Source organism: Limosilactobacillus coleohominis, assembly GCF_016901675.1.
Lineage (GTDB): Bacteria > Bacillota > Bacilli > Lactobacillales > Lactobacillaceae > Limosilactobacillus > Limosilactobacillus intestinavium.
Window position 1 is genome coordinate 23,989 of the sequence record NZ_JACJKU010000006.1, and the last position, 15,815, is coordinate 39,803.

Sequence of the window (15,815 nt, forward strand, 5' to 3'; positions counted from 1 at the left end):
TACCCACTACGAGCTAGATAAACCTTGCATAGTTTAGCATAGACCGCTACTGAGTGCAAGATATTAAAAGCATTTCACTAAAGACTTTCTAATACTGCCTTTACATCTTGATAAACTTTATCAATATCTTGTTCACCATTAATTTGGTGAAGCACTCCCTGCTTTTCATAAAAATCAACCAATGGAGTGTTCAACTTAATGTTAACATCCAAACGATTCTTTACAGTAGCTGGTTTATCATCATCACGTTGGAAAAATTCATGATGTCCACAAACATCACAAGTTCCTTCAACTTTTGGTTGATTGTAAAGCTTGTGGTAAGTGGCTCCACAATTTTTACAAATAAAACGACCAGAAAGACGATCTACTAATACGCTTGGTTCAACATGAATATTAACAACCGCATCCAATTTACGACCATCTTCGGCAAGCATTTCATTTAATGCATTAGCTTGAGCAAGATTACGAGGAAATCCATCAAGCATGAATCCATTTTTGGTATCATCTTGAGCTAATCGTTCCTTAACGATGCCGTTAGTTACTTCATCAGGAACCAATTCCCCTTTATCAATGTACTTCTTTGCTTCAATTCCCATTGGCGTGCCATTTTTCATAGCTGCTCGGAAAATATCACCAGTTGAAATATGAGGGATATCGAAGTCTTTAACAATCTTTTGTGCTTGGGTACCTTTACCGGCACCTGGCAAACCCATTAGAACGAGGTTCATACTCATTGCAATTTCCTCCTAATTATTCATGAATAAATCCAATGTATTCACGTTTCATTGTTAAACCGTTTAATTGTCGATCGACATCTAATGCAATTTGAACAACAATTAGCAAACTAGTACCACCTAAACCAATTGATTGGCTTAGATTCCAAATGTTACTTGCCAGCAATGGAATTAATGAAATAACACCTAAGAAAAGTGCACCCACAGTTGACAGTCTCATCAATAAACCAGACACGTAGGTTTGAGTACCTTTGCCTGGCCAAACACCAGAAATGTAACTACCTTGTTTTTGCAAGTTTTCCGCTAATTTCTCAGGGTTAACTTGAACAAAAGCATAGAAGAAAGTAAAGATAACAATTAATAACGTATACAAAGTAATACCTGGTCCTGACTGCATATTAAAAATATTAGTCATAACTTGATACCAAGTATCTCCACCATGAGTTCTTTGGAAAGCCATTAAAATGGTTTGTGGCGTCGATATAAACGATCCAGCAAAAATAACCGGAATAACACCAGAAACATTAATCTTTAATGGTAGATAACTACTTTTAGGAGAAGTTGTTGTCCGCCTTGTATATTGAATTGGCAATCGTCTTTCAGCCTGTTGAACCCATGTTACAAATCTAACGATGATCAATAAACAAATTGCAACGACCACAATGAACCCAATACCTTGCCATAGTGCAGTCCCGGATTCACCAACAATTTGGTCATCCCATAATTGATGCAATCCCTTTGGAAATTGTGCAATTATCCCGGCAAAAATTAACATTGAAACACCGTTTCCTAATCCCCGTTCAGTGATCATATCACCTAACCAGGTAGCAAACATTGTTCCTGCCGTTAAAATCAGACCAATTGTCAAGTATGTTGTCACTCCCGGATTGTTCACCAATTTAATAGTGCTCAAGGCGTTAAATCCGGCCGTAATTCCGATTGATTGGATAAAACCAAGCACAATGGTTAACCATCGTGTAGCTTGGTTAAGCTTTCTCCGACCAACTTCACCTTGTTTACTCCATTCAACAAATTTAGGCACAATATCCATTTGAAGTAATTGAACCACAATTTGTGCGGTGATGTATGGTGATACACCCATCGCAAATAAGGAATAATTTTCTAAGCCACCACCACTGAACGTGTTCAGTATGGAAGCTAATCCAGTTGATGATATCTGAGCTAACGCCGAAGCGTTAACTCCTGGAACAGTGATGGATGCACCTAACCGATAAACAATCAATACAAACAAGGTGAAAAAGATTTTACTTCTAATCTCCTTAACCTTGAATGCATTTTTGACGGTTGTGAACATTAAATCACCTCAGTCTTACCACCAGCAGCTTCAATTGCGCTAACAGCTGAAGCAGAGAACTTGTTAGCTTTAACAGTTAACTTCTTAGCTAACTTACCACTGCCAAGAATCTTAACACCGTTGTTAGTGTTCTTGATAACGCCAGCTTCTACTAAAGCATCAGGAGTAACTTCTGCACCATCATCAAATTTGTTAAGTGCAGCTAAGTTTACTAATGCATAGTCCTTATGATTCATGCTGGTAAATCCACGCTTTGGCTTTTGCCGGTATAAAGGCATTTGGCCCCCTTCAAAACCAAGACGAGTCTTTCCGTGAGCCTTTTGACCCTTGGTACCACGGCCAGAAGTGAAACCGTGACCGGATGACAATCCCCGTCCCTTACGAAGACGCTTGAAACGAGAACCTTCAGAAGGATTTAATTCATTTAATTTCATTAGGTTGGCACCTCCTTATGATTATTTTTGATTACTTAACTTCTTCAACAGAAACTAAGTGAGCAACCTTGAAAATTGCTCCACGAGTAGCAGCGTTATCTGGGAGGATAACGGAGCTGTGTAACTTACCGAGGCCCAAGGCCTTAACTGTCCGACGTTGAGTTGGTTGACGGTGGGCAGCACTCCGGATTAAAGTAACTTTAACTTTAGCCATTATTTTGTCCTCCTATTATTCAGCAAGGTGGTCTGTTGAGACACCACGAAGCTTGGCAACTTCATCAGCACTCTTCAATGACTTCAAGCCTTCAAATGTAGCACGAACAACATTGATAGGTGTGTTTGAGCCTAAACGCTTTGAAGTAACGTCGCCAACACCAGCAAGTTCCATAACGTTACGTACGGCACCACCAGCAGCAACTCCAGAACCTTCAACAGCTGGCTTAAGCATGATCTTACCACCACCAAAAGTACCGATAACTTCGTGTGGGATGGTAGTACCAACGATAGGAACTTCAATCAAGTTCTTTTGAGCAGCAGCTGATGCCTTACGAATAGCTTCTGGAACTTCTTGAGCCTTACCAGTACCAAAGCCAACATGGCCATTACGATCGCCAACAACAACTAGGGCAGCAAAACGCATACGACGACCACCCTTAACAACCTTGGTAATCCGGTTGATGGCAACAACTTGATCATCAAGATCGAGCTTAGCTGGGTCAATATATGTTGATTTAGCCATTACAGGTTATTCCTCCTTCTTATTAGAATTGCAGTCCGTTTTCACGTGCAGCTTCAGCCAAGGCTTGAACACGTCCATGGTAAAGATATCCACCACGATCAAATACGACGTTAGTAATGTTCTTTTCATTTGCCCGCTTGGCAACTAATGCACCAACACCGGCAGCCTTTTCTGACTTAGTTTTGCCGTTAACTTCACTGTCTAAAGTTGAGGCACTTGCGAGCGTCACACCCTTTACGTCATCAATTACTTGAGCGTAAATGTTTTTGTTAGAACGGTAAACACTTAAACGTGGGCGCTCTGCAGTACCAGAGATCTTACCGCGAACACGCTTATGACGGCGTTGACGGATTTTGTTCTTATCTGGTTTTGAAATCACAACTGTCACCTCTATATTTCTTTTCGATTTTTATTTTAACTTGCTAATAAGTATTTTTTACTTACCAGTCTTACCTTCCTTACGGATGATATGTTCGTTTTCGTAACGAATACCCTTACCCTTGTAAGGTTCTGGTGAACGAACTGAACGTACATAAGCAGCAAATTCACCAAGACGTTCTTTATCAATACCACTAATTTCAATAGTAGTGTTGTTAGGAACTTTAGCTTCAAGGCCTTCTGGTACTTCAACTTCAACTGGGTTTGAGTAACCAACAGTTAATACCAAGGTCTTGCCCTTCATTTGTGCACGGTAACCAACACCGACTAACTTCAAGGTCTTGGAGTAACCATTAACTACACCTTCAACCATGTTGTTAACATTTGCACGGGTAGTACCGTGTAAAGAACGGTTACGGTTATCATCACCGGAACGGTCGAATTTTACGACGTTACCATCAACAGTCATCGTAATAAGTGGAGAAATTTCACGAGTTAAAGTACCCTTAGGGCCCTTAACAGTTACGACGTTACCTTCTTGTGAAACTTCGACGCCCTTTGGCAAGTCAATTTCCTTGTAACCAATACGACTCATAAATACACCTCCTATCGACTATTCTTTCTACCAAACGTAAGCAATAACTTCGCCGCCGACCTTCTTGGCTCTAGCAACTTTATCTGTAACAACACCATTTGATGTTGAGATAATAGCAATACCTAAACCATTCAGAACCTTTGGTACATCATCAGCCTTAACGTATGTCCGTAAACCAGGCTTGGAAATCCGCTTTAAACCGGAAATAACTTGTTCGCCATCTTGACCATACTTTAAGAATACACGGATGATGCCTTGCTTGTTATCATCTACATATTCAACATCGCGTACGAAACCTTCTTGCTTTAAGATTTCAGCAATGTCCTTCTTCATCTTTGATGCAGGTGCTTCAACTGTTTCGTGGTGCGCCATGTTAGCGTTACGAATACGAGTTAAGAAATCTGCAATTGGATCACTCATAGACATCGATGTTTTTCCTCCTTTTGTCGAATTGTTTACCAACTAGCCTTCTTCATGCCAGGGATTTTACCTTCATGGGCAAGGTCGCGTAAGCAAAGCCGGCATAGGTGGAATTTACGGTAAACTGAGTGCGGACGGCCACAACGTTCACAACGTGTGTATTCACGTGAAGAGAACTTAGCTGGACGCTTGCACTTAGCGATCATTGATTTTTTAGCCACTTTTGTGAAACCTCCCTTTTACTTAGCGAATGGCATTCCTAATTGAGCCAATAATTCATGTGATTCTTCATCAGTATTTGCGGTAGTGACAATTACAATGTCTAAACCACGAACACGCTTAACATTATCATAGTTAATTTCTGGGAAAATTAGTTGTTCACGTACACCTAATGTGTAGTTACCACGACCATCAAATGACTTGTTTGATACACCATGGAAGTCACGAACACGAGGTAATGAAACATTTACCAACTTGTCCAAGAAATCATACATACGTTCACCACGTAAGGTTACTTTGGCACCAATTTTCATACCTTCACGTAAACGGAAGCCGGCGATTGACTTCTTAGCCTTAGTAATAACTGGCTTTTGACCAGAAATTAAACCTAATTCTTCAACAGCTTCGTCAAGGTTCTTGGAGTTTTGAGTTGCGTCACCAACACCCATGTTCAAAACAATCTTGTCAATCTTTGGAGCAGCCATTACTGAAGAGTAGTTAAACTTTTCAATTAATGATGGACGAATTTCTTTTTCGTACTTAGCCTTTAAACGGTTTTCCATGAGAATTTTGTTCCTCCTTTCCACAGTGATTAGTCGATTTGCTTACCAGACTTCTTGGCAATCCGTACCTTCTTGCCATCAACAACCTTAAAACCAACACGGGTTGGTTCGTTAGTTGATGGGTCCATGAGCATAACATTTGATGCTTGGATTGGAGCCTCAGCGTCTACAATACCACCATTAGGGTTAGAATTGCTTGGCTTCTGGTGTTTCTTAATCTTATTAATACCTTCAACGATTACACGGTTTTCCTTGGCAAGGGTCTTCTTGATTGTACCTTCCTTACCCTTGTCCTTACCGGTAATGACGCGAACTTTGTCACCTGTCTTTAAAAACATGTGGTAGTGCACCTCCTTATTTTTGGTAATCTTAAAGAACTTCTGGGGCCAGTGAAACGATCTTCATGAAGTCGTCATCACGTAACTCACGAGCGATTGGGCCAAAAATACGGGTACCCTTAGGGCTCTTGTCGTTGTTGATCAAAACAGCGGCGTTTTCATCAAACTTGATGTATGAACCATCCTTACGGTGCAGACCATGCTTAGTCCGTACCACAACAGCCTTAACAACGTCACCCTTTTTGACAACGCCACCTGGTGTTGCTTGTTTTACAGTAGCAACAATAATATCACCAATATTACCGGTCTTAACACGGGAACCACCTAAAATCTTGATAACCAAGATTTCACGGGCACCAGAGTTATCAGCGACCTTCAACCGACTTTCTTGTTGAATCACGGTTAATGTCCTCCTTCCATCTTTTGTAAGAATTTAGAATACGAATTTCTTTGGATTGTTGACAAAGGCATTAAAGAATAACGGCCTTCTTGACAACCTTAACCAGCCGGAAACGCTTCTTAGCAGAAAGCGGCCGAGTTTCCATGATTTGAACAGTGTCACCCATGTGAGCTTCGTTGTTTTCATCGTGGGCATAGAACTTCTTTGAGTATTTAACACGCTTGCCATAAATTGGGGCACTCTTGTAAGTGTCAACAGATACTACAATAGTCTTGTCCATCTTATCTGAAACAACGTGGCCTTGGTACACCTTACGTGCATTACGTTCGTCACTCATGCGCTAATCCTCCTTTTCGTATTCTTTATTTGTTTAATTCTTGTTGGCGAAGAACTGTCTTAACCCGTGCAATGTCCTTGCGAACGTTCTTAAGGCTTGCAGTGTTTTCCAACTGGCCGGTTGCTAATTGGAAACGTAAGTTAAACAATTGTTCCTTCAATTCCTTTTCACGGCTAAGCAATTGATCAGTGGTTAATCCATTCAGTTCTTTTACAAAATCTTTACTCTTCATGAGATTGTCCACCTACTTCCTCACGTTTGATAATCTTAGTGCGAACTGGCATCTTAGTACCGGCAAGGCGTAAAGCTTCACGTGCAACTTCTTCAGAAACACCTGCAACTTCGAATAATACCTTACCGCGCTTAACTGGTGCAACCCATCCTTCAGGAGCACCTTTACCATTACCCATCCGGACACCAACACCTTTGCTAGTGTATGAGAGGTGTGGGAAGATCTTAATCCATACCTTACCACCACGCTTCATGTAACGGGTAATTGCAATACGACCGGCTTCGATTTGACGGTTTGAGATCCAATGTGAATCTAATGCTTGCAAACCAAATTCACCGAAAGCAACAGTCTTACCACCCTTGGCTTCACCACGAAGGTGACCACGTTGAACCTTACGGTGCTTAACTCGCTTTGGTACTAGCATGTTTTACTTCCCTCCTTTTGAGTCATTCTTCTTTTCGGGGAGCACTTCACCACGGTAAATCCAGGTCTTAATACCTAAAGCACCGTAAGTGGTACGAGCTTCATCCCATGAATAATCAATATCTGCACGAAGTGTATGTAATGGAACAGTACCATCAGAGTATGATTCAACTCGTGACATATCAGCACCATTCAAACGACCAGCAACTTGGATTTTAATTCCCTTAGCACCAGCACGCATTGCACGTTGCATAGCGCCACGCATTGCACGACGGAAAGCAATCCGGTTTTCAAGTTGTTGTGCGACATTTTCACCAACTAAGTGTGCATCCAAATCAGGCTTTTTAATTTCTACAACGTTGATGTGGACACGCTTGCCAGTTAATTTGTTTAATTCAAGACGAAGTGCTTCAACTTCTGAACCACCTTTACCAATAACCATTCCTGGTCGAGCGGTATGAATTGAAACGTTGACGCGGTTAGCAGCACGTTCAATTTCGATGGTTGAGACAGAGGCATCAGCAAGTCGCTTTTCGATGTATTTACGGATCCGAAGGTCTTCGTTTAGATATTCAGCATAGTGCTTCTTATCTGCGTACCATTTGGCACTCCATGGACGAATGACCCCAACACGGAAACCATTAGGATTAATCTTTTGACCCACTATTCATTCCTCCTATTTTTCTGTAACAACCACTGTAATGTGACTAGTCCGCTTATTAATTGGTGAAGCAGAACCTTTAGCACGTGGACGGAACCGCTTAAGGGTTGGTCCTTCGTTAGCAAAAGCTTCTGATACAACTAATGAAGCACGATCAAGGTCAAAATTGTTTTCAGCGTTTGCAACAGCAGATTTCAAAACTTTTTCAACATCTGAAGCAGCACCATTTGGAGTGAACTTCAGAATAGCAAATGCTTCAGCAACGCTCTTGTTACGGATAGTGTCTAAAACAAGACGAACCTTCCGAGATGATACACGAACCATCTTAGCGGTTGCCTTAGCTGAAGTAATGTTTTCAGCCATTATTCAAGTCCCTCCTTACTACTTAGCTTTTGTCTTCTTGTCATCAGATGCGTGACCATGGAAAGTCCGTGTTGGTACGAATTCACCAAGCTTGTGACCTACCATATCTTCTTGCACGTAAACTGGCACATGCTTACGACCATCATAAACTGCAAAGGTGTAACCAATGAAGCTTGGGAAAATGGTAGAACGACGTGACCAAGTCTTGATAACAGTCTTCTTTTCGTTATCGGCTTGTGCTTCAACCTTTTTAAGCAGAGAAGCATCTGCAAAAGGTCCCTTTTTCAAACTACGAGCCATATTTGTACCTCCTCTCAGGTATTACTATTATTTCAATTAACGAGTGTGTGGTCCACGCTTGCGACCACGAACGATAAACTTGTTGGAACGAGCCTTGTGTGAACGAGTCTTCTTACCAACAGTCTTCTTACCCCATGGAGAAAGTGGAGATGGAAGACCAACTGGTTGCTTACCTTCACCACCACCATGTGGGTGATCATTAGGGTTCATAACAGAACCACGAACATGTGGACGACGACCGGCGTAACGGTTACGACCAGCTTTACCCTTAATCAAGAGTGCACGTTCTTCGTTACCAATTGAACCAATAGTAGCACGGCAGGCTGCAAGAACCATCCGAACTTCACCTGAAGAAAGACGAACTAAGACGTACTTTTCTTCCTTACCAAGTAATTGTGCTGAAGTACCAGCAGAACGGGTTAATTGACCACCCTTACCTGGCTTTAATTCAATGTTGTGAATAACAGTACCAACTGGAATGTTCTTTAATGGAAGAGCATTACCAACCTTGATATCAGCTTCTGGACCAGATTGAACAGTCATACCTACTTCAAGCCCCTTTGGTGCTAAGATGTATGACTTTGTACCGTCAGCGTAAACTAACAATGCAATGTTAGCAGTACGGTTTGGATCATATTCAATGGCTTTAACAGTAGCTGGAACATCATCCTTGATACGCTTAAAGTCAATGATACGGTATTGACGCTTGTTACCACCGCCACGGTGACGAACAGTCATTTTACCTTGGCTGTTACGACCAGCGGTATGCTTTAAAGGTGCCAATAATGATTTTTCCGGAGTTGTCTTCGTAATGTTAGCGAAGTCAAAACCGTTCATGTTACGGCGACCGTTAGTGGTACCTTTGTATTTGCGAATTCCCACTATTCTTTCCTCCTAACTTTTCGAATTTAGTCGTTGTTTTCGTCAAACAACTTAATTTCTTTTGAGTCAGCAGAAAGCTGTACGATTGCCTTACGACGACGTTTAGTGTAGCCAACGTAACGACCTTGACGCTTTTGCTTACCCTTAACATTCATAATGTTAACTTTAACAACTTTAACATCAAAAATTTCTTCAACAGCATTTTTAACTTGAGTCTTAGTTGCTCGTAAATCAACATCAAATGTATAACGTTTGTTGTCCATAGCAGCAGTTGATGCTTCTGTAATTACAGGACGTAAAATAATATCGCGTGCTTCCATTATGCGAGCACCTCCTCTACTTGAGAAAGAGCTGACTTCGTAATGACGATCTTTTGAGCATCAACAACGTTTAAGATGTTTACACCAGATGGAGTAACAACATTAACGTTTGCTAAGTTGCGAGCTGATAATTCAGCATTCTTGTCATCGTCAGTTACAACGATCAACACTTTTTCGTTGACCTTTAAGTTATCTAATACACCAGCAAATTCCTTTGTCTTTGGTGCATCAAAGTTAATGGAGTCAACTACAACGAACTTGTCATCTGCAACCTTTTGAGAAAGAGCAGACTTAATAGCAAGTTGACGAACCTTTCGTGGAAGACGGTAATTGTATGAACGAGGGGTTGGGCCAAATACAATACCACCGCCACGGAATTGTGGTGAACGAATTGAACCTTGACGAGCACGACCAGTTCCCTTTTGACGCCATGGCTTCTTACCACCACCGCTAACTGCGGAACGGTTCTTAACTGCGTGTGTACCTTGGCGAAGTGAAGCACGTTGACGAATAATAGCTTCGTATTCAGCATTTTCGTTAGCTTCAACACCGAAGATTGCATCGTTTAAATCGATAGTACCGTTTTGGCTACCATCTTGCTTGAATAATGCAACGCTAGTCATAATTTACTTCCTCCTTTCTTAATTGTTGTGTTGTTTGCTAAGGCTCTTCTTAGTGTTAGCCTTAACTGAGTTTTGAATAGTTACATAAGACTTGTTTGCACCTGGAACATTACCCTTAATGAGTAATACGTTGTTTTCGGTATCAACCTTAACAACTTGTAGGTGTTGCATAGTCCGAGTATTACCACCCATACGGCCAGGGAGTTTCTTACCCTTGAAGACGTGGTTGATGATGGCACCCAGAGAACCTGGACGACGGTGATAACGAGAACCGTGTGCCATAGGACCACGAGATTGACCATCCTTATGGATGTTACCTTGGTAACCATGACCCTTGGTGATACCAGTTACATCAACTGTTTCACCTTCAGCGAAAATATCCGCTTTAACTTCGTCTCCAACTTTGATGTCGTCTCCTAATTCAGCGTCGCGGATTTCACCGATGAAGCGCTTAGGAGCCGTCTTTGCTTTTGCTGCATGACCTTGTTCAGCCTTGTTGCTCAAGATTTCACGCTTGTCATCGAAGCCAAGTTGAATAGCATTGTAACCGTCATTTTCAACGGTCTTAACTTGCATAACAACGTTAGGAGTTACATCGATTACAGTAACTGGTACTAATTCACCGTTATCAGTAAAAACTTGAGTCATGCCGACCTTTTTACCTAAGATTCCTTTGGTCATGAGTACACCTCCAATTTATTTTGATTTTTATAATAGCTTGTTATTTATAAGTTTAAATTAAAGCTTAATTTCAATGTCAACACCACTTGGCAAGTCGAGCTTCATTAATGAGTCAACTGTCTTTGGCGTAGGATCAACGATGTCAATCAAACGCTTGTGGGTACGCATTTCGAATTGTTCCCGTGACTTCTTGAACTTGTGTGGTGAACGAAGCACCGTGTACAAAGTCCGTTCAGTTGGTAACGGAATAGGACCTGAAATTTGAGCACCTGTGCGCTTAGCTGTTTCAACAATCTTATCTGCAGATTGATCTAAGACTTGGTGTTCGTAAGCCTTTAAACGAATACGAATCTTTTGTTTTGCCATTATGTTCCCTCCTTCGTCAGATTTAAAATTTGACTAGCTCCATGGAAATTACCGCCACATCCTGTGGCAAAGCGGCCGGGTGTGTCGCAACCTTCCACTTCAACGCTTGTGATCTTGAATCAATACCCAGGGGCATAGTTATACCCTCTATAAATTCAAGCACTTAACCATAATACTAGAGAATTGGCGGAGTCGCAAGGGTTTATAACAATTAATTTGAATTTTTATGTTAAAAATTGGTTACAGAATTATTTTTTAGCCAAATAAAAAAGCCTGCATCAAATGCAGACTTTTAATCTTATTTTATCAGATTAGTTGTTGCCACCATTTTTAGCAATGATGTCTTCTTGAACTGACTTTGGAACAGCTGAGTAGTGGTCAAATGTCATTGTGAATGTACCACGACCTTGAGTAGCTGAACGCAAGGTAGTTGCATAACCAAACATTTCTGATAATGGAACAAAGGCGTGTACTAATTGAGCATTACCACGTTCTTCCATTCCATCGATTGAACCACGACGAGCAGTAACATGTCCCATAACATCACCAAGGTTGTCTTCTGGAGTAACAATATCAACCTTCATGATTGGTTCAAGGATAACTGGGTCAGCCTTCTTAGCAGCGTTCTTAAGTGCTAATGATGCAGCAACCTTAAATGCAGCTTCAGAAGAGTCGACTTCGTGGTAACTACCATCGTACAGCTTAGCATGCATGTCAACTAATGGATATCCGGCAAGAACACCGTTTTCCATAGCTTCCTTCAAACCTTGTTCAACGGCTGGAATGTATTCACGAGGAACAACCCCACCGACAATGGCATCTTCAAATTCGAAGCCTTTACCTTCGTCAAGTGGTGTAAATTCAATCCAAACATCACCATATTGACCTTTACCACCAGATTGACGTACGAACTTACCTTGTGCACTTGCTTGTTTAGTAAATGCTTCACGGTAGGAAACTTGTGGCTTACCAACAGTAACTTCAGCATGGAATTCACGACGAAGACGTTCAACAATGATGTCCAAGTGAAGTTCACCCATTCCGGCAATCAGAGTTTCACCAGTTTCAGGGTTAGTTTCAGTCTTGAAGGTTGGGTCTTCTTCAGCAAGCTTTTGCAGACCCTTGTCCATCTTGTCTTGGTCAGCCTTGGACTTAGGTTCAACAGAAACTTGAATAACTGGTTCTGGGAAGTCCATGGATTCAAGTTGTAATGGGTGATCAGGATCAGTTAAGGAATCACCAGTTGTAGTGTTCTTTAAACCAATAGCCGCTGCAATATCACCAGAGAATACTTCTGGAATTTCGTGTTGTTGGTTAGAGTGCATTTGAAGCAAACGACCAATCCGTTCACGCTTGTCCTTAGTTGCGTTTAAAACATAAGAACCAGATTGAAGTGAACCAGTGTAGACACGTAAGAATGTTAAACGACCAACGAATGGGTCAGTAGCAATCTTAAATGCCAAGGCAGCGAATGGCTTGTCATCACCAGCAGTTAATTCAACTTCGTTACCATCTGCATCATGAGCAACAAATGGCTTAACATCAAGTGGAGATGGTAAGTAGTCAATAACTGCATCTAGCATCATTTGGATACCCTTATCCTTATATGCTGAACCAGCTAATACTGGGAATAATTCTTCTGCTAATGTAGCCTTACGAATAGCTGCTTTAATCTCATCAACGGAAATTTCAGCACCATCAAGGTACTTTTCCATGATGTTGTCGTCAACATCAGCTAATGTTTCAAGCATTTGATCATGACGCTTTTCAGCTTCATCCTTCATGTCAGCTGGAATGTCAACAGTATCCCAGTTAGTACCTAACTTATCTTCATCATAAACGTAGGCAACCATCTTAACTAGGTCAACAACACCAGCAAAGTCATCTTCAGCACCAATTGGCATTTGGATAGGCAATGGGGTTACATTCAAACGATCCTTGATAGTTTGAACTGAGTAATCAAAGTTGGCACCCATTTTATCCATCTTGTTTGCGAAAACGATCCGTGGAACATCGAAATCGTCAGCTTGACGCCAAACAGTTTCAGTTTGTGGTTCAACACCGGCTTGGGCATCGAGCACCGTTACCGCACCATCAAGAACACGAAGTGCACGTTCAACTTCGACAGTAAAGTCAACGTGTCCTGGGGTATCGATGATGTTGATTCGGTGATCTTTCCATACCGCAGTAGTAGCGGCGGAAGTGATAGTGATACCACGTTCCTTTTCTTCATCCATCCAGTCCATTTGAGAAGCACCATCATGTGTTTCACCAATTTTGTGAATTTTACCAGTGTAGTAAAGGATCCGTTCAGTAGCAGTGGTTTTACCGGCATCAATGTGGGCCATGATACCAATGTTACGGGTCTTGGCAAGTGGATATTCACGTTTGTTAGCCATCTTTTTATTTATCTCCCTTCAAATCTTTCTTTAAAAAAAGGGTGACGTGATGTATTAGTTGCGTCGCCCTTATCGAAACTAGCTAGGCAACCAGTTTCAGTTTATTACCAACGATAGTGAGCAAATGCCCGGTTAGCTTCGGCCATCCGCAATGTATCTTCCTTCTTCTTGATGGAAGCACCAGTGTTGTTAGAAGCATCAATAATTTCTGCAGCCAAACGTTCAACCATTGTGTGTTCACCACGAAGACGTGCGTATTGAGTTAACCAACGAAGTGCTAAAGTCCGTTGACGATCTGGACGAACTTCGATTGGAACTTGGTAGTTAGAACCACCAATACGACGAGCCTTAACTTCAAGTGCAGGTTGAACATTTTCAATTGCTTGTTCAAACACTTCTACTGGATCGTTACCAGTTTGGTCCTTAATTGAGTTAAATGCTTGATATAAGATCTTTGAAGCAGTTCCCCGCTTACCATCTAACATCAAGTGGTTAATCATGCTTGTTACCAGCTTTGAGTTGTAAATTGGATCTGGTAATACTTCTGGTTTTACAATATGTCCTTTACGAGGCATTTCTTATTTCCTCCCTCTGTTGATTAGTCCTTAGGCTTTTTAGTACCGTACTTAGAACGGCTTTGACGACGTCCTTCAACACCGGCAGTATCAAGCGTACCACGGATAACATGGTAACGAACCCCAGGCAAGTCCTTAACACGGCCACCACGAATAAGAACAACTGAGTGTTCTTGAAGGTTATGACCAATACCAGGAATGTAAGCAGTAACTTCGATTAAGTTAGAAAGACGTACACGGGCATACTTACGTAAAGCTGAGTTAGGCTTCTTAGGTGTCATAGTACCAACACGGGTTGCAACCCCACGCTTTTGTGGAGATGGAGTCTTAACTTCTTCCTTCTTAAAACTGTTGTAAACAAAGCCAAGGGCAGGTGATTTTGACTTGTCCTTATGACTCTTACGGCCCTTACGAACCAGTTGATTAATTGTAGGCATAATTAATCCCCTTTCTTAAATTTAAGTCCACACATCCAGGTGGTTCTTTTTGAAGTATAAAAAAATGGATGTTATTTAATTTGTGCTATCGCGGACGTCAGTCTGTCCGTCGACAGACACACTCGCTGCTAATGAAAGCACCTTGAATAATTTAACATGACGTGGATCCAATGTCAAATGCTTCTTTAAACGAATCTCTTTTTTCTTAATTTTTTTGTCATTTGCCGTCTATAGATAGTGAGGTGATTTTTTGAAATTTCTACTCTTTATTTGGGGTGCATGTTGGTCCTCTTTTATTACAACAATGAGTTGGCGATACTTAACGCAATGTCATCCCAATTATTCGTCCTCACGTTCAATTTGTGACTATTGTGAACAAAAAATTAAGATTCTCTTATTAGTGCCTATTCTAGGTTTCTTAATTCAAGGTGGTAATTGTAAAATCTGTCACAACAAAATCAATCCCATATGGACAATTTTTGAGTTTATCAACGGGTTAATCTGGATGTTAATTCCCTTATGTAACCTCACAGATTATTTATTGTTCTTAGTTATTGATTGTTGCTTACTGGCTCTCTGTGTACAAGACTGGTTTGACCAGAGAGTTAGCTGTCTACTATTTGTCGGCTTAGTTCCTTTGCATTGGTTAGCGATCGTCCCTTCTTTTAACATGATTACTTTTATATGGGTAATTATTTTATGCCTTGGTTATTTTGTTGATTCAATTGGCAATGGCGATATCGATTTTATAGTCATTACAACCTTATTAATTGGTCCGACTATCTGTATGCGCGCCGTTGCTATCGCCTGTTTACTTGGGTTAGTGTATGCCTACTTATTGAAACAACGCACCCTCCCTTTTATCCCATTTCTATCATGGGGGTTGGCTATCAGCCTAATTTTGCAGGAACACAGTTCTTTTATCTGGTTTTAAAATAGATTAATTAAAAAAAGACCTAACGCTCGGTTAAACGGTTCTACACTATTCGGTACTGATGAGTTTTCATCAGTGCCGTTTTTGTATATGATGACAATAAAAAAGGACAATTACCCCAAAAAATACACACACGGTAATTGCCCT

Annotated in this window: 27 protein-coding genes; 1 reads left to right on the forward strand and 26 read right to left on the reverse strand. The window is 41.1% G+C overall.

The features are described 5' to 3' along the window. Positions 1 to 77 precede the first annotated feature (77 nt). The 26 genes from H5975_RS01200 to rpsL form a co-directional block, all read right to left on the reverse strand. Positions 78 to 734 (reverse strand): adenylate kinase, encoded by a 657-nt coding sequence (locus tag H5975_RS01200; protein ID WP_204784544.1) that lies wholly within the window; start codon positions 732 to 734, stop codon positions 78 to 80. A gap of 16 nt (positions 735 to 750) precedes the next feature. Beyond that, positions 751 to 2,049 (reverse strand): preprotein translocase subunit SecY, encoded by a 1,299-nt coding sequence (gene secY / locus H5975_RS01205; RefSeq protein ID WP_204784545.1) that lies wholly within the window; start codon positions 2,047 to 2,049, stop codon positions 751 to 753. Beyond that, a complete protein-coding gene (rplO, locus tag H5975_RS01210; protein ID WP_204784546.1) occupies positions 2,049 to 2,483 on the reverse strand; it encodes a 50S ribosomal protein L15 in 435 nt (144 codons plus the stop codon). The genes secY and rplO overlap by 1 nt, the downstream gene beginning before the upstream one ends. Positions 2,484 to 2,514: 31 nt before the next feature. Then, positions 2,515 to 2,697, reverse strand: a complete 183-nt coding sequence (gene rpmD / locus H5975_RS01215) for a 50S ribosomal protein L30 (RefSeq protein WP_178660037.1) — start codon at positions 2,695 to 2,697, stop codon at positions 2,515 to 2,517. Positions 2,698 to 2,712: 15 nt separating this feature from the next. After that, positions 2,713 to 3,222 (reverse strand): 30S ribosomal protein S5, encoded by a 510-nt coding sequence (gene rpsE / locus H5975_RS01220; protein ID WP_178660039.1) that lies wholly within the window; start codon positions 3,220 to 3,222, stop codon positions 2,713 to 2,715. A gap of 22 nt (positions 3,223 to 3,244) precedes the next feature. Then, on the reverse strand, positions 3,245 to 3,610 hold the full coding sequence (rplR, locus tag H5975_RS01225) for a 50S ribosomal protein L18 (protein WP_304134610.1): 366 nt from the start codon (positions 3,608 to 3,610) through the stop codon (positions 3,245 to 3,247). A 48-nt stretch (positions 3,611 to 3,658) separates the two neighbouring features. Continuing rightward, entirely contained in the window at positions 3,659 to 4,195 is a 537-nt protein-coding gene (gene rplF / locus H5975_RS01230) for a 50S ribosomal protein L6 (RefSeq protein WP_178660043.1), read from the reverse strand. A gap of 27 nt (positions 4,196 to 4,222) precedes the next feature. Then, on the reverse strand, positions 4,223 to 4,621 hold the full coding sequence (gene rpsH, locus H5975_RS01235; protein WP_204784548.1) for a 30S ribosomal protein S8: 399 nt from the start codon (positions 4,619 to 4,621) through the stop codon (positions 4,223 to 4,225). A 29-nt stretch (positions 4,622 to 4,650) separates the two neighbouring features. Next, positions 4,651 to 4,836, reverse strand: a complete 186-nt coding sequence (locus H5975_RS01240; RefSeq protein ID WP_006916627.1) for a type Z 30S ribosomal protein S14 — start codon at positions 4,834 to 4,836, stop codon at positions 4,651 to 4,653. Positions 4,837 to 4,854: 18 nt separating this feature from the next. Next, entirely contained in the window at positions 4,855 to 5,397 is a 543-nt protein-coding gene (gene rplE, locus H5975_RS01245; protein WP_178660047.1) for a 50S ribosomal protein L5, read from the reverse strand. A 29-nt stretch (positions 5,398 to 5,426) separates the two neighbouring features. Continuing rightward, a complete protein-coding gene (rplX, locus tag H5975_RS01250) occupies positions 5,427 to 5,735 on the reverse strand; it encodes a 50S ribosomal protein L24 (protein ID WP_204784549.1) in 309 nt (102 codons plus the stop codon). Between the two features lie 31 nt (positions 5,736 to 5,766). Further along, positions 5,767 to 6,135, reverse strand: coding sequence for a 50S ribosomal protein L14 (gene rplN, locus H5975_RS01255; RefSeq protein WP_006916624.1), 369 nt, complete (start codon positions 6,133 to 6,135; stop codon positions 5,767 to 5,769). A gap of 70 nt (positions 6,136 to 6,205) precedes the next feature. Then, positions 6,206 to 6,472 carry a 30S ribosomal protein S17 gene (rpsQ, locus tag H5975_RS01260; RefSeq protein ID WP_178660053.1) on the reverse strand — a complete coding sequence of 89 codons (267 nt, stop codon included), beginning with the start codon at positions 6,470 to 6,472 and terminating at the stop codon, positions 6,206 to 6,208. Positions 6,473 to 6,497: 25 nt separating this feature from the next. Beyond that, positions 6,498 to 6,704 carry a 50S ribosomal protein L29 gene (gene rpmC, locus H5975_RS01265; protein WP_006916622.1) on the reverse strand — a complete coding sequence of 69 codons (207 nt, stop codon included), beginning with the start codon at positions 6,702 to 6,704 and terminating at the stop codon, positions 6,498 to 6,500. Continuing rightward, the gene (rplP, locus tag H5975_RS01270; RefSeq protein ID WP_178660055.1) at positions 6,694 to 7,128 is read right to left on the reverse strand and encodes a 50S ribosomal protein L16; all 435 of its coding nucleotides are present in this window, start codon (positions 7,126 to 7,128) and stop codon (positions 6,694 to 6,696) included. The genes rpmC and rplP overlap by 11 nt, the downstream gene beginning before the upstream one ends. 3 nt (positions 7,129 to 7,131) lie before the next feature. Then, positions 7,132 to 7,791 (reverse strand): 30S ribosomal protein S3, encoded by a 660-nt coding sequence (gene rpsC, locus H5975_RS01275; RefSeq protein WP_178660057.1) that lies wholly within the window; start codon positions 7,789 to 7,791, stop codon positions 7,132 to 7,134. A 12-nt stretch (positions 7,792 to 7,803) separates the two neighbouring features. Then, the gene (gene rplV / locus H5975_RS01280) at positions 7,804 to 8,151 is read right to left on the reverse strand and encodes a 50S ribosomal protein L22 (RefSeq protein WP_204784550.1); all 348 of its coding nucleotides are present in this window, start codon (positions 8,149 to 8,151) and stop codon (positions 7,804 to 7,806) included. A gap of 18 nt (positions 8,152 to 8,169) precedes the next feature. Beyond that, positions 8,170 to 8,451, reverse strand: a complete 282-nt coding sequence (rpsS, locus tag H5975_RS01285; protein WP_204784551.1) for a 30S ribosomal protein S19 — start codon at positions 8,449 to 8,451, stop codon at positions 8,170 to 8,172. Between the two features lie 36 nt (positions 8,452 to 8,487). Further along, complete coding sequence (gene rplB, locus H5975_RS01290; RefSeq protein ID WP_178660061.1) at positions 8,488 to 9,333, reverse strand: 50S ribosomal protein L2; 846 nt, start codon at positions 9,331 to 9,333, stop codon at positions 8,488 to 8,490. A gap of 26 nt (positions 9,334 to 9,359) precedes the next feature. Beyond that, a complete protein-coding gene (gene rplW / locus H5975_RS01295) occupies positions 9,360 to 9,653 on the reverse strand; it encodes a 50S ribosomal protein L23 (protein WP_204784552.1) in 294 nt (97 codons plus the stop codon). After that, entirely contained in the window at positions 9,653 to 10,276 is a 624-nt protein-coding gene (gene rplD / locus H5975_RS01300; protein WP_204784553.1) for a 50S ribosomal protein L4, read from the reverse strand. Before rplD ends, rplW begins: the two co-directional genes overlap by 1 nt. Before the next feature lie 18 nt (positions 10,277 to 10,294). Then, positions 10,295 to 10,957 carry a 50S ribosomal protein L3 gene (rplC, locus tag H5975_RS01305; protein WP_178660066.1) on the reverse strand — a complete coding sequence of 221 codons (663 nt, stop codon included), beginning with the start codon at positions 10,955 to 10,957 and terminating at the stop codon, positions 10,295 to 10,297. Positions 10,958 to 11,014: 57 nt separating this feature from the next. Continuing rightward, positions 11,015 to 11,323: a 30S ribosomal protein S10 gene (gene rpsJ / locus H5975_RS01310; RefSeq protein WP_006916612.1), complete on the reverse strand. Its 309-nt coding sequence runs from the start codon at positions 11,321 to 11,323 to the stop codon at positions 11,015 to 11,017. 311 nt (positions 11,324 to 11,634) lie between these two features. Next, positions 11,635 to 13,722 carry an elongation factor G gene (gene fusA, locus H5975_RS01315; RefSeq protein WP_204784554.1) on the reverse strand — a complete coding sequence of 696 codons (2,088 nt, stop codon included), beginning with the start codon at positions 13,720 to 13,722 and terminating at the stop codon, positions 11,635 to 11,637. A gap of 104 nt (positions 13,723 to 13,826) precedes the next feature. Then, positions 13,827 to 14,297: a 30S ribosomal protein S7 gene (gene rpsG / locus H5975_RS01320; protein WP_178660070.1), complete on the reverse strand. Its 471-nt coding sequence runs from the start codon at positions 14,295 to 14,297 to the stop codon at positions 13,827 to 13,829. 23 nt (positions 14,298 to 14,320) lie between these two features. After that, positions 14,321 to 14,734 carry a 30S ribosomal protein S12 gene (gene rpsL, locus H5975_RS01325; protein WP_178660072.1) on the reverse strand — a complete coding sequence of 138 codons (414 nt, stop codon included), beginning with the start codon at positions 14,732 to 14,734 and terminating at the stop codon, positions 14,321 to 14,323. A gap of 250 nt (positions 14,735 to 14,984) precedes the next feature. Here rpsL and H5975_RS09240 point away from each other — a divergent pair, with 250 nt between their 5' ends. Next, positions 14,985 to 15,668: a prepilin peptidase gene (locus H5975_RS09240; protein ID WP_204784555.1), complete on the forward strand. Its 684-nt coding sequence runs from the start codon at positions 14,985 to 14,987 to the stop codon at positions 15,666 to 15,668. Positions 15,669 to 15,815 lie beyond the last annotated feature (147 nt).

Excerpts from the sequence above, each read along its gene's own strand:
- H5975_RS01200 (WP_204784544.1), bottom strand. The coding sequence starts at position 734 with ATGAGTATGAACCTCGTTCTAATGGGTTTGCCAGGTGCCGGTAAAGGT.
- secY (WP_204784545.1), bottom strand. The coding sequence starts at position 2,049 with ATGTTCACAACCGTCAAAAATGCATTCAAGGTTAAGGAGATTAGAAGT.
- rplO (WP_204784546.1), bottom strand. The coding sequence starts at position 2,483 with ATGAAATTAAATGAATTAAATCCTTCTGAAGGTTCTCGTTTCAAGCGT.
- rpmD (WP_178660037.1), bottom strand. The coding sequence starts at position 2,697 with ATGGCTAAAGTTAAAGTTACTTTAATCCGGAGTGCTGCCCACCGTCAA.
- rpsE (WP_178660039.1), bottom strand. The coding sequence starts at position 3,222 with ATGGCTAAATCAACATATATTGACCCAGCTAAGCTCGATCTTGATGAT.
- rplF (WP_178660043.1), bottom strand. The coding sequence starts at position 4,195 with ATGAGTCGTATTGGTTACAAGGAAATTGACTTGCCAAAGGGCGTCGAA.
- rpsH (WP_204784548.1), bottom strand. The coding sequence starts at position 4,621 with ATGTCTATGAGTGATCCAATTGCAGATTTCTTAACTCGTATTCGTAAC.
- rplE (WP_178660047.1), bottom strand. The coding sequence starts at position 5,397 with ATGGAAAACCGTTTAAAGGCTAAGTACGAAAAAGAAATTCGTCCATCA.
- rplX (WP_204784549.1), bottom strand. The coding sequence starts at position 5,735 with ATGTTTTTAAAGACAGGTGACAAAGTTCGCGTCATTACCGGTAAGGAC.
- rpsQ (WP_178660053.1), bottom strand. The coding sequence starts at position 6,472 with ATGAGTGACGAACGTAATGCACGTAAGGTGTACCAAGGCCACGTTGTT.
- rpmC (WP_006916622.1), bottom strand. The coding sequence starts at position 6,704 with ATGAAGAGTAAAGATTTTGTAAAAGAACTGAATGGATTAACCACTGAT.
- rplP (WP_178660055.1), bottom strand. The coding sequence starts at position 7,128 with ATGCTAGTACCAAAGCGAGTTAAGCACCGTAAGGTTCAACGTGGTCAC.
- rplV (WP_204784550.1), bottom strand. The coding sequence starts at position 8,151 with ATGGCTGAAAACATTACTTCAGCTAAGGCAACCGCTAAGATGGTTCGT.
- rpsS (WP_204784551.1), bottom strand. The coding sequence starts at position 8,451 with ATGGCTCGTAGTTTGAAAAAGGGACCTTTTGCAGATGCTTCTCTGCTT.
- rplW (WP_204784552.1), bottom strand. The coding sequence starts at position 9,653 with ATGGAAGCACGCGATATTATTTTACGTCCTGTAATTACAGAAGCATCA.
- rplD (WP_204784553.1), bottom strand. The coding sequence starts at position 10,276 with ATGACTAGCGTTGCATTATTCAAGCAAGATGGTAGCCAAAACGGTACT.
- rplC (WP_178660066.1), bottom strand. The coding sequence starts at position 10,957 with ATGACCAAAGGAATCTTAGGTAAAAAGGTCGGCATGACTCAAGTTTTT.
- rpsJ (WP_006916612.1), bottom strand. The coding sequence starts at position 11,323 with ATGGCAAAACAAAAGATTCGTATTCGTTTAAAGGCTTACGAACACCAA.
- fusA (WP_204784554.1), bottom strand. The coding sequence starts at position 13,722 with ATGGCTAACAAACGTGAATATCCACTTGCCAAGACCCGTAACATTGGT.
- rpsG (WP_178660070.1), bottom strand. The coding sequence starts at position 14,297 with ATGCCTCGTAAAGGACATATTGTAAAACCAGAAGTATTACCAGATCCA.
- rpsL (WP_178660072.1), bottom strand. The coding sequence starts at position 14,734 with ATGCCTACAATTAATCAACTGGTTCGTAAGGGCCGTAAGAGTCATAAG.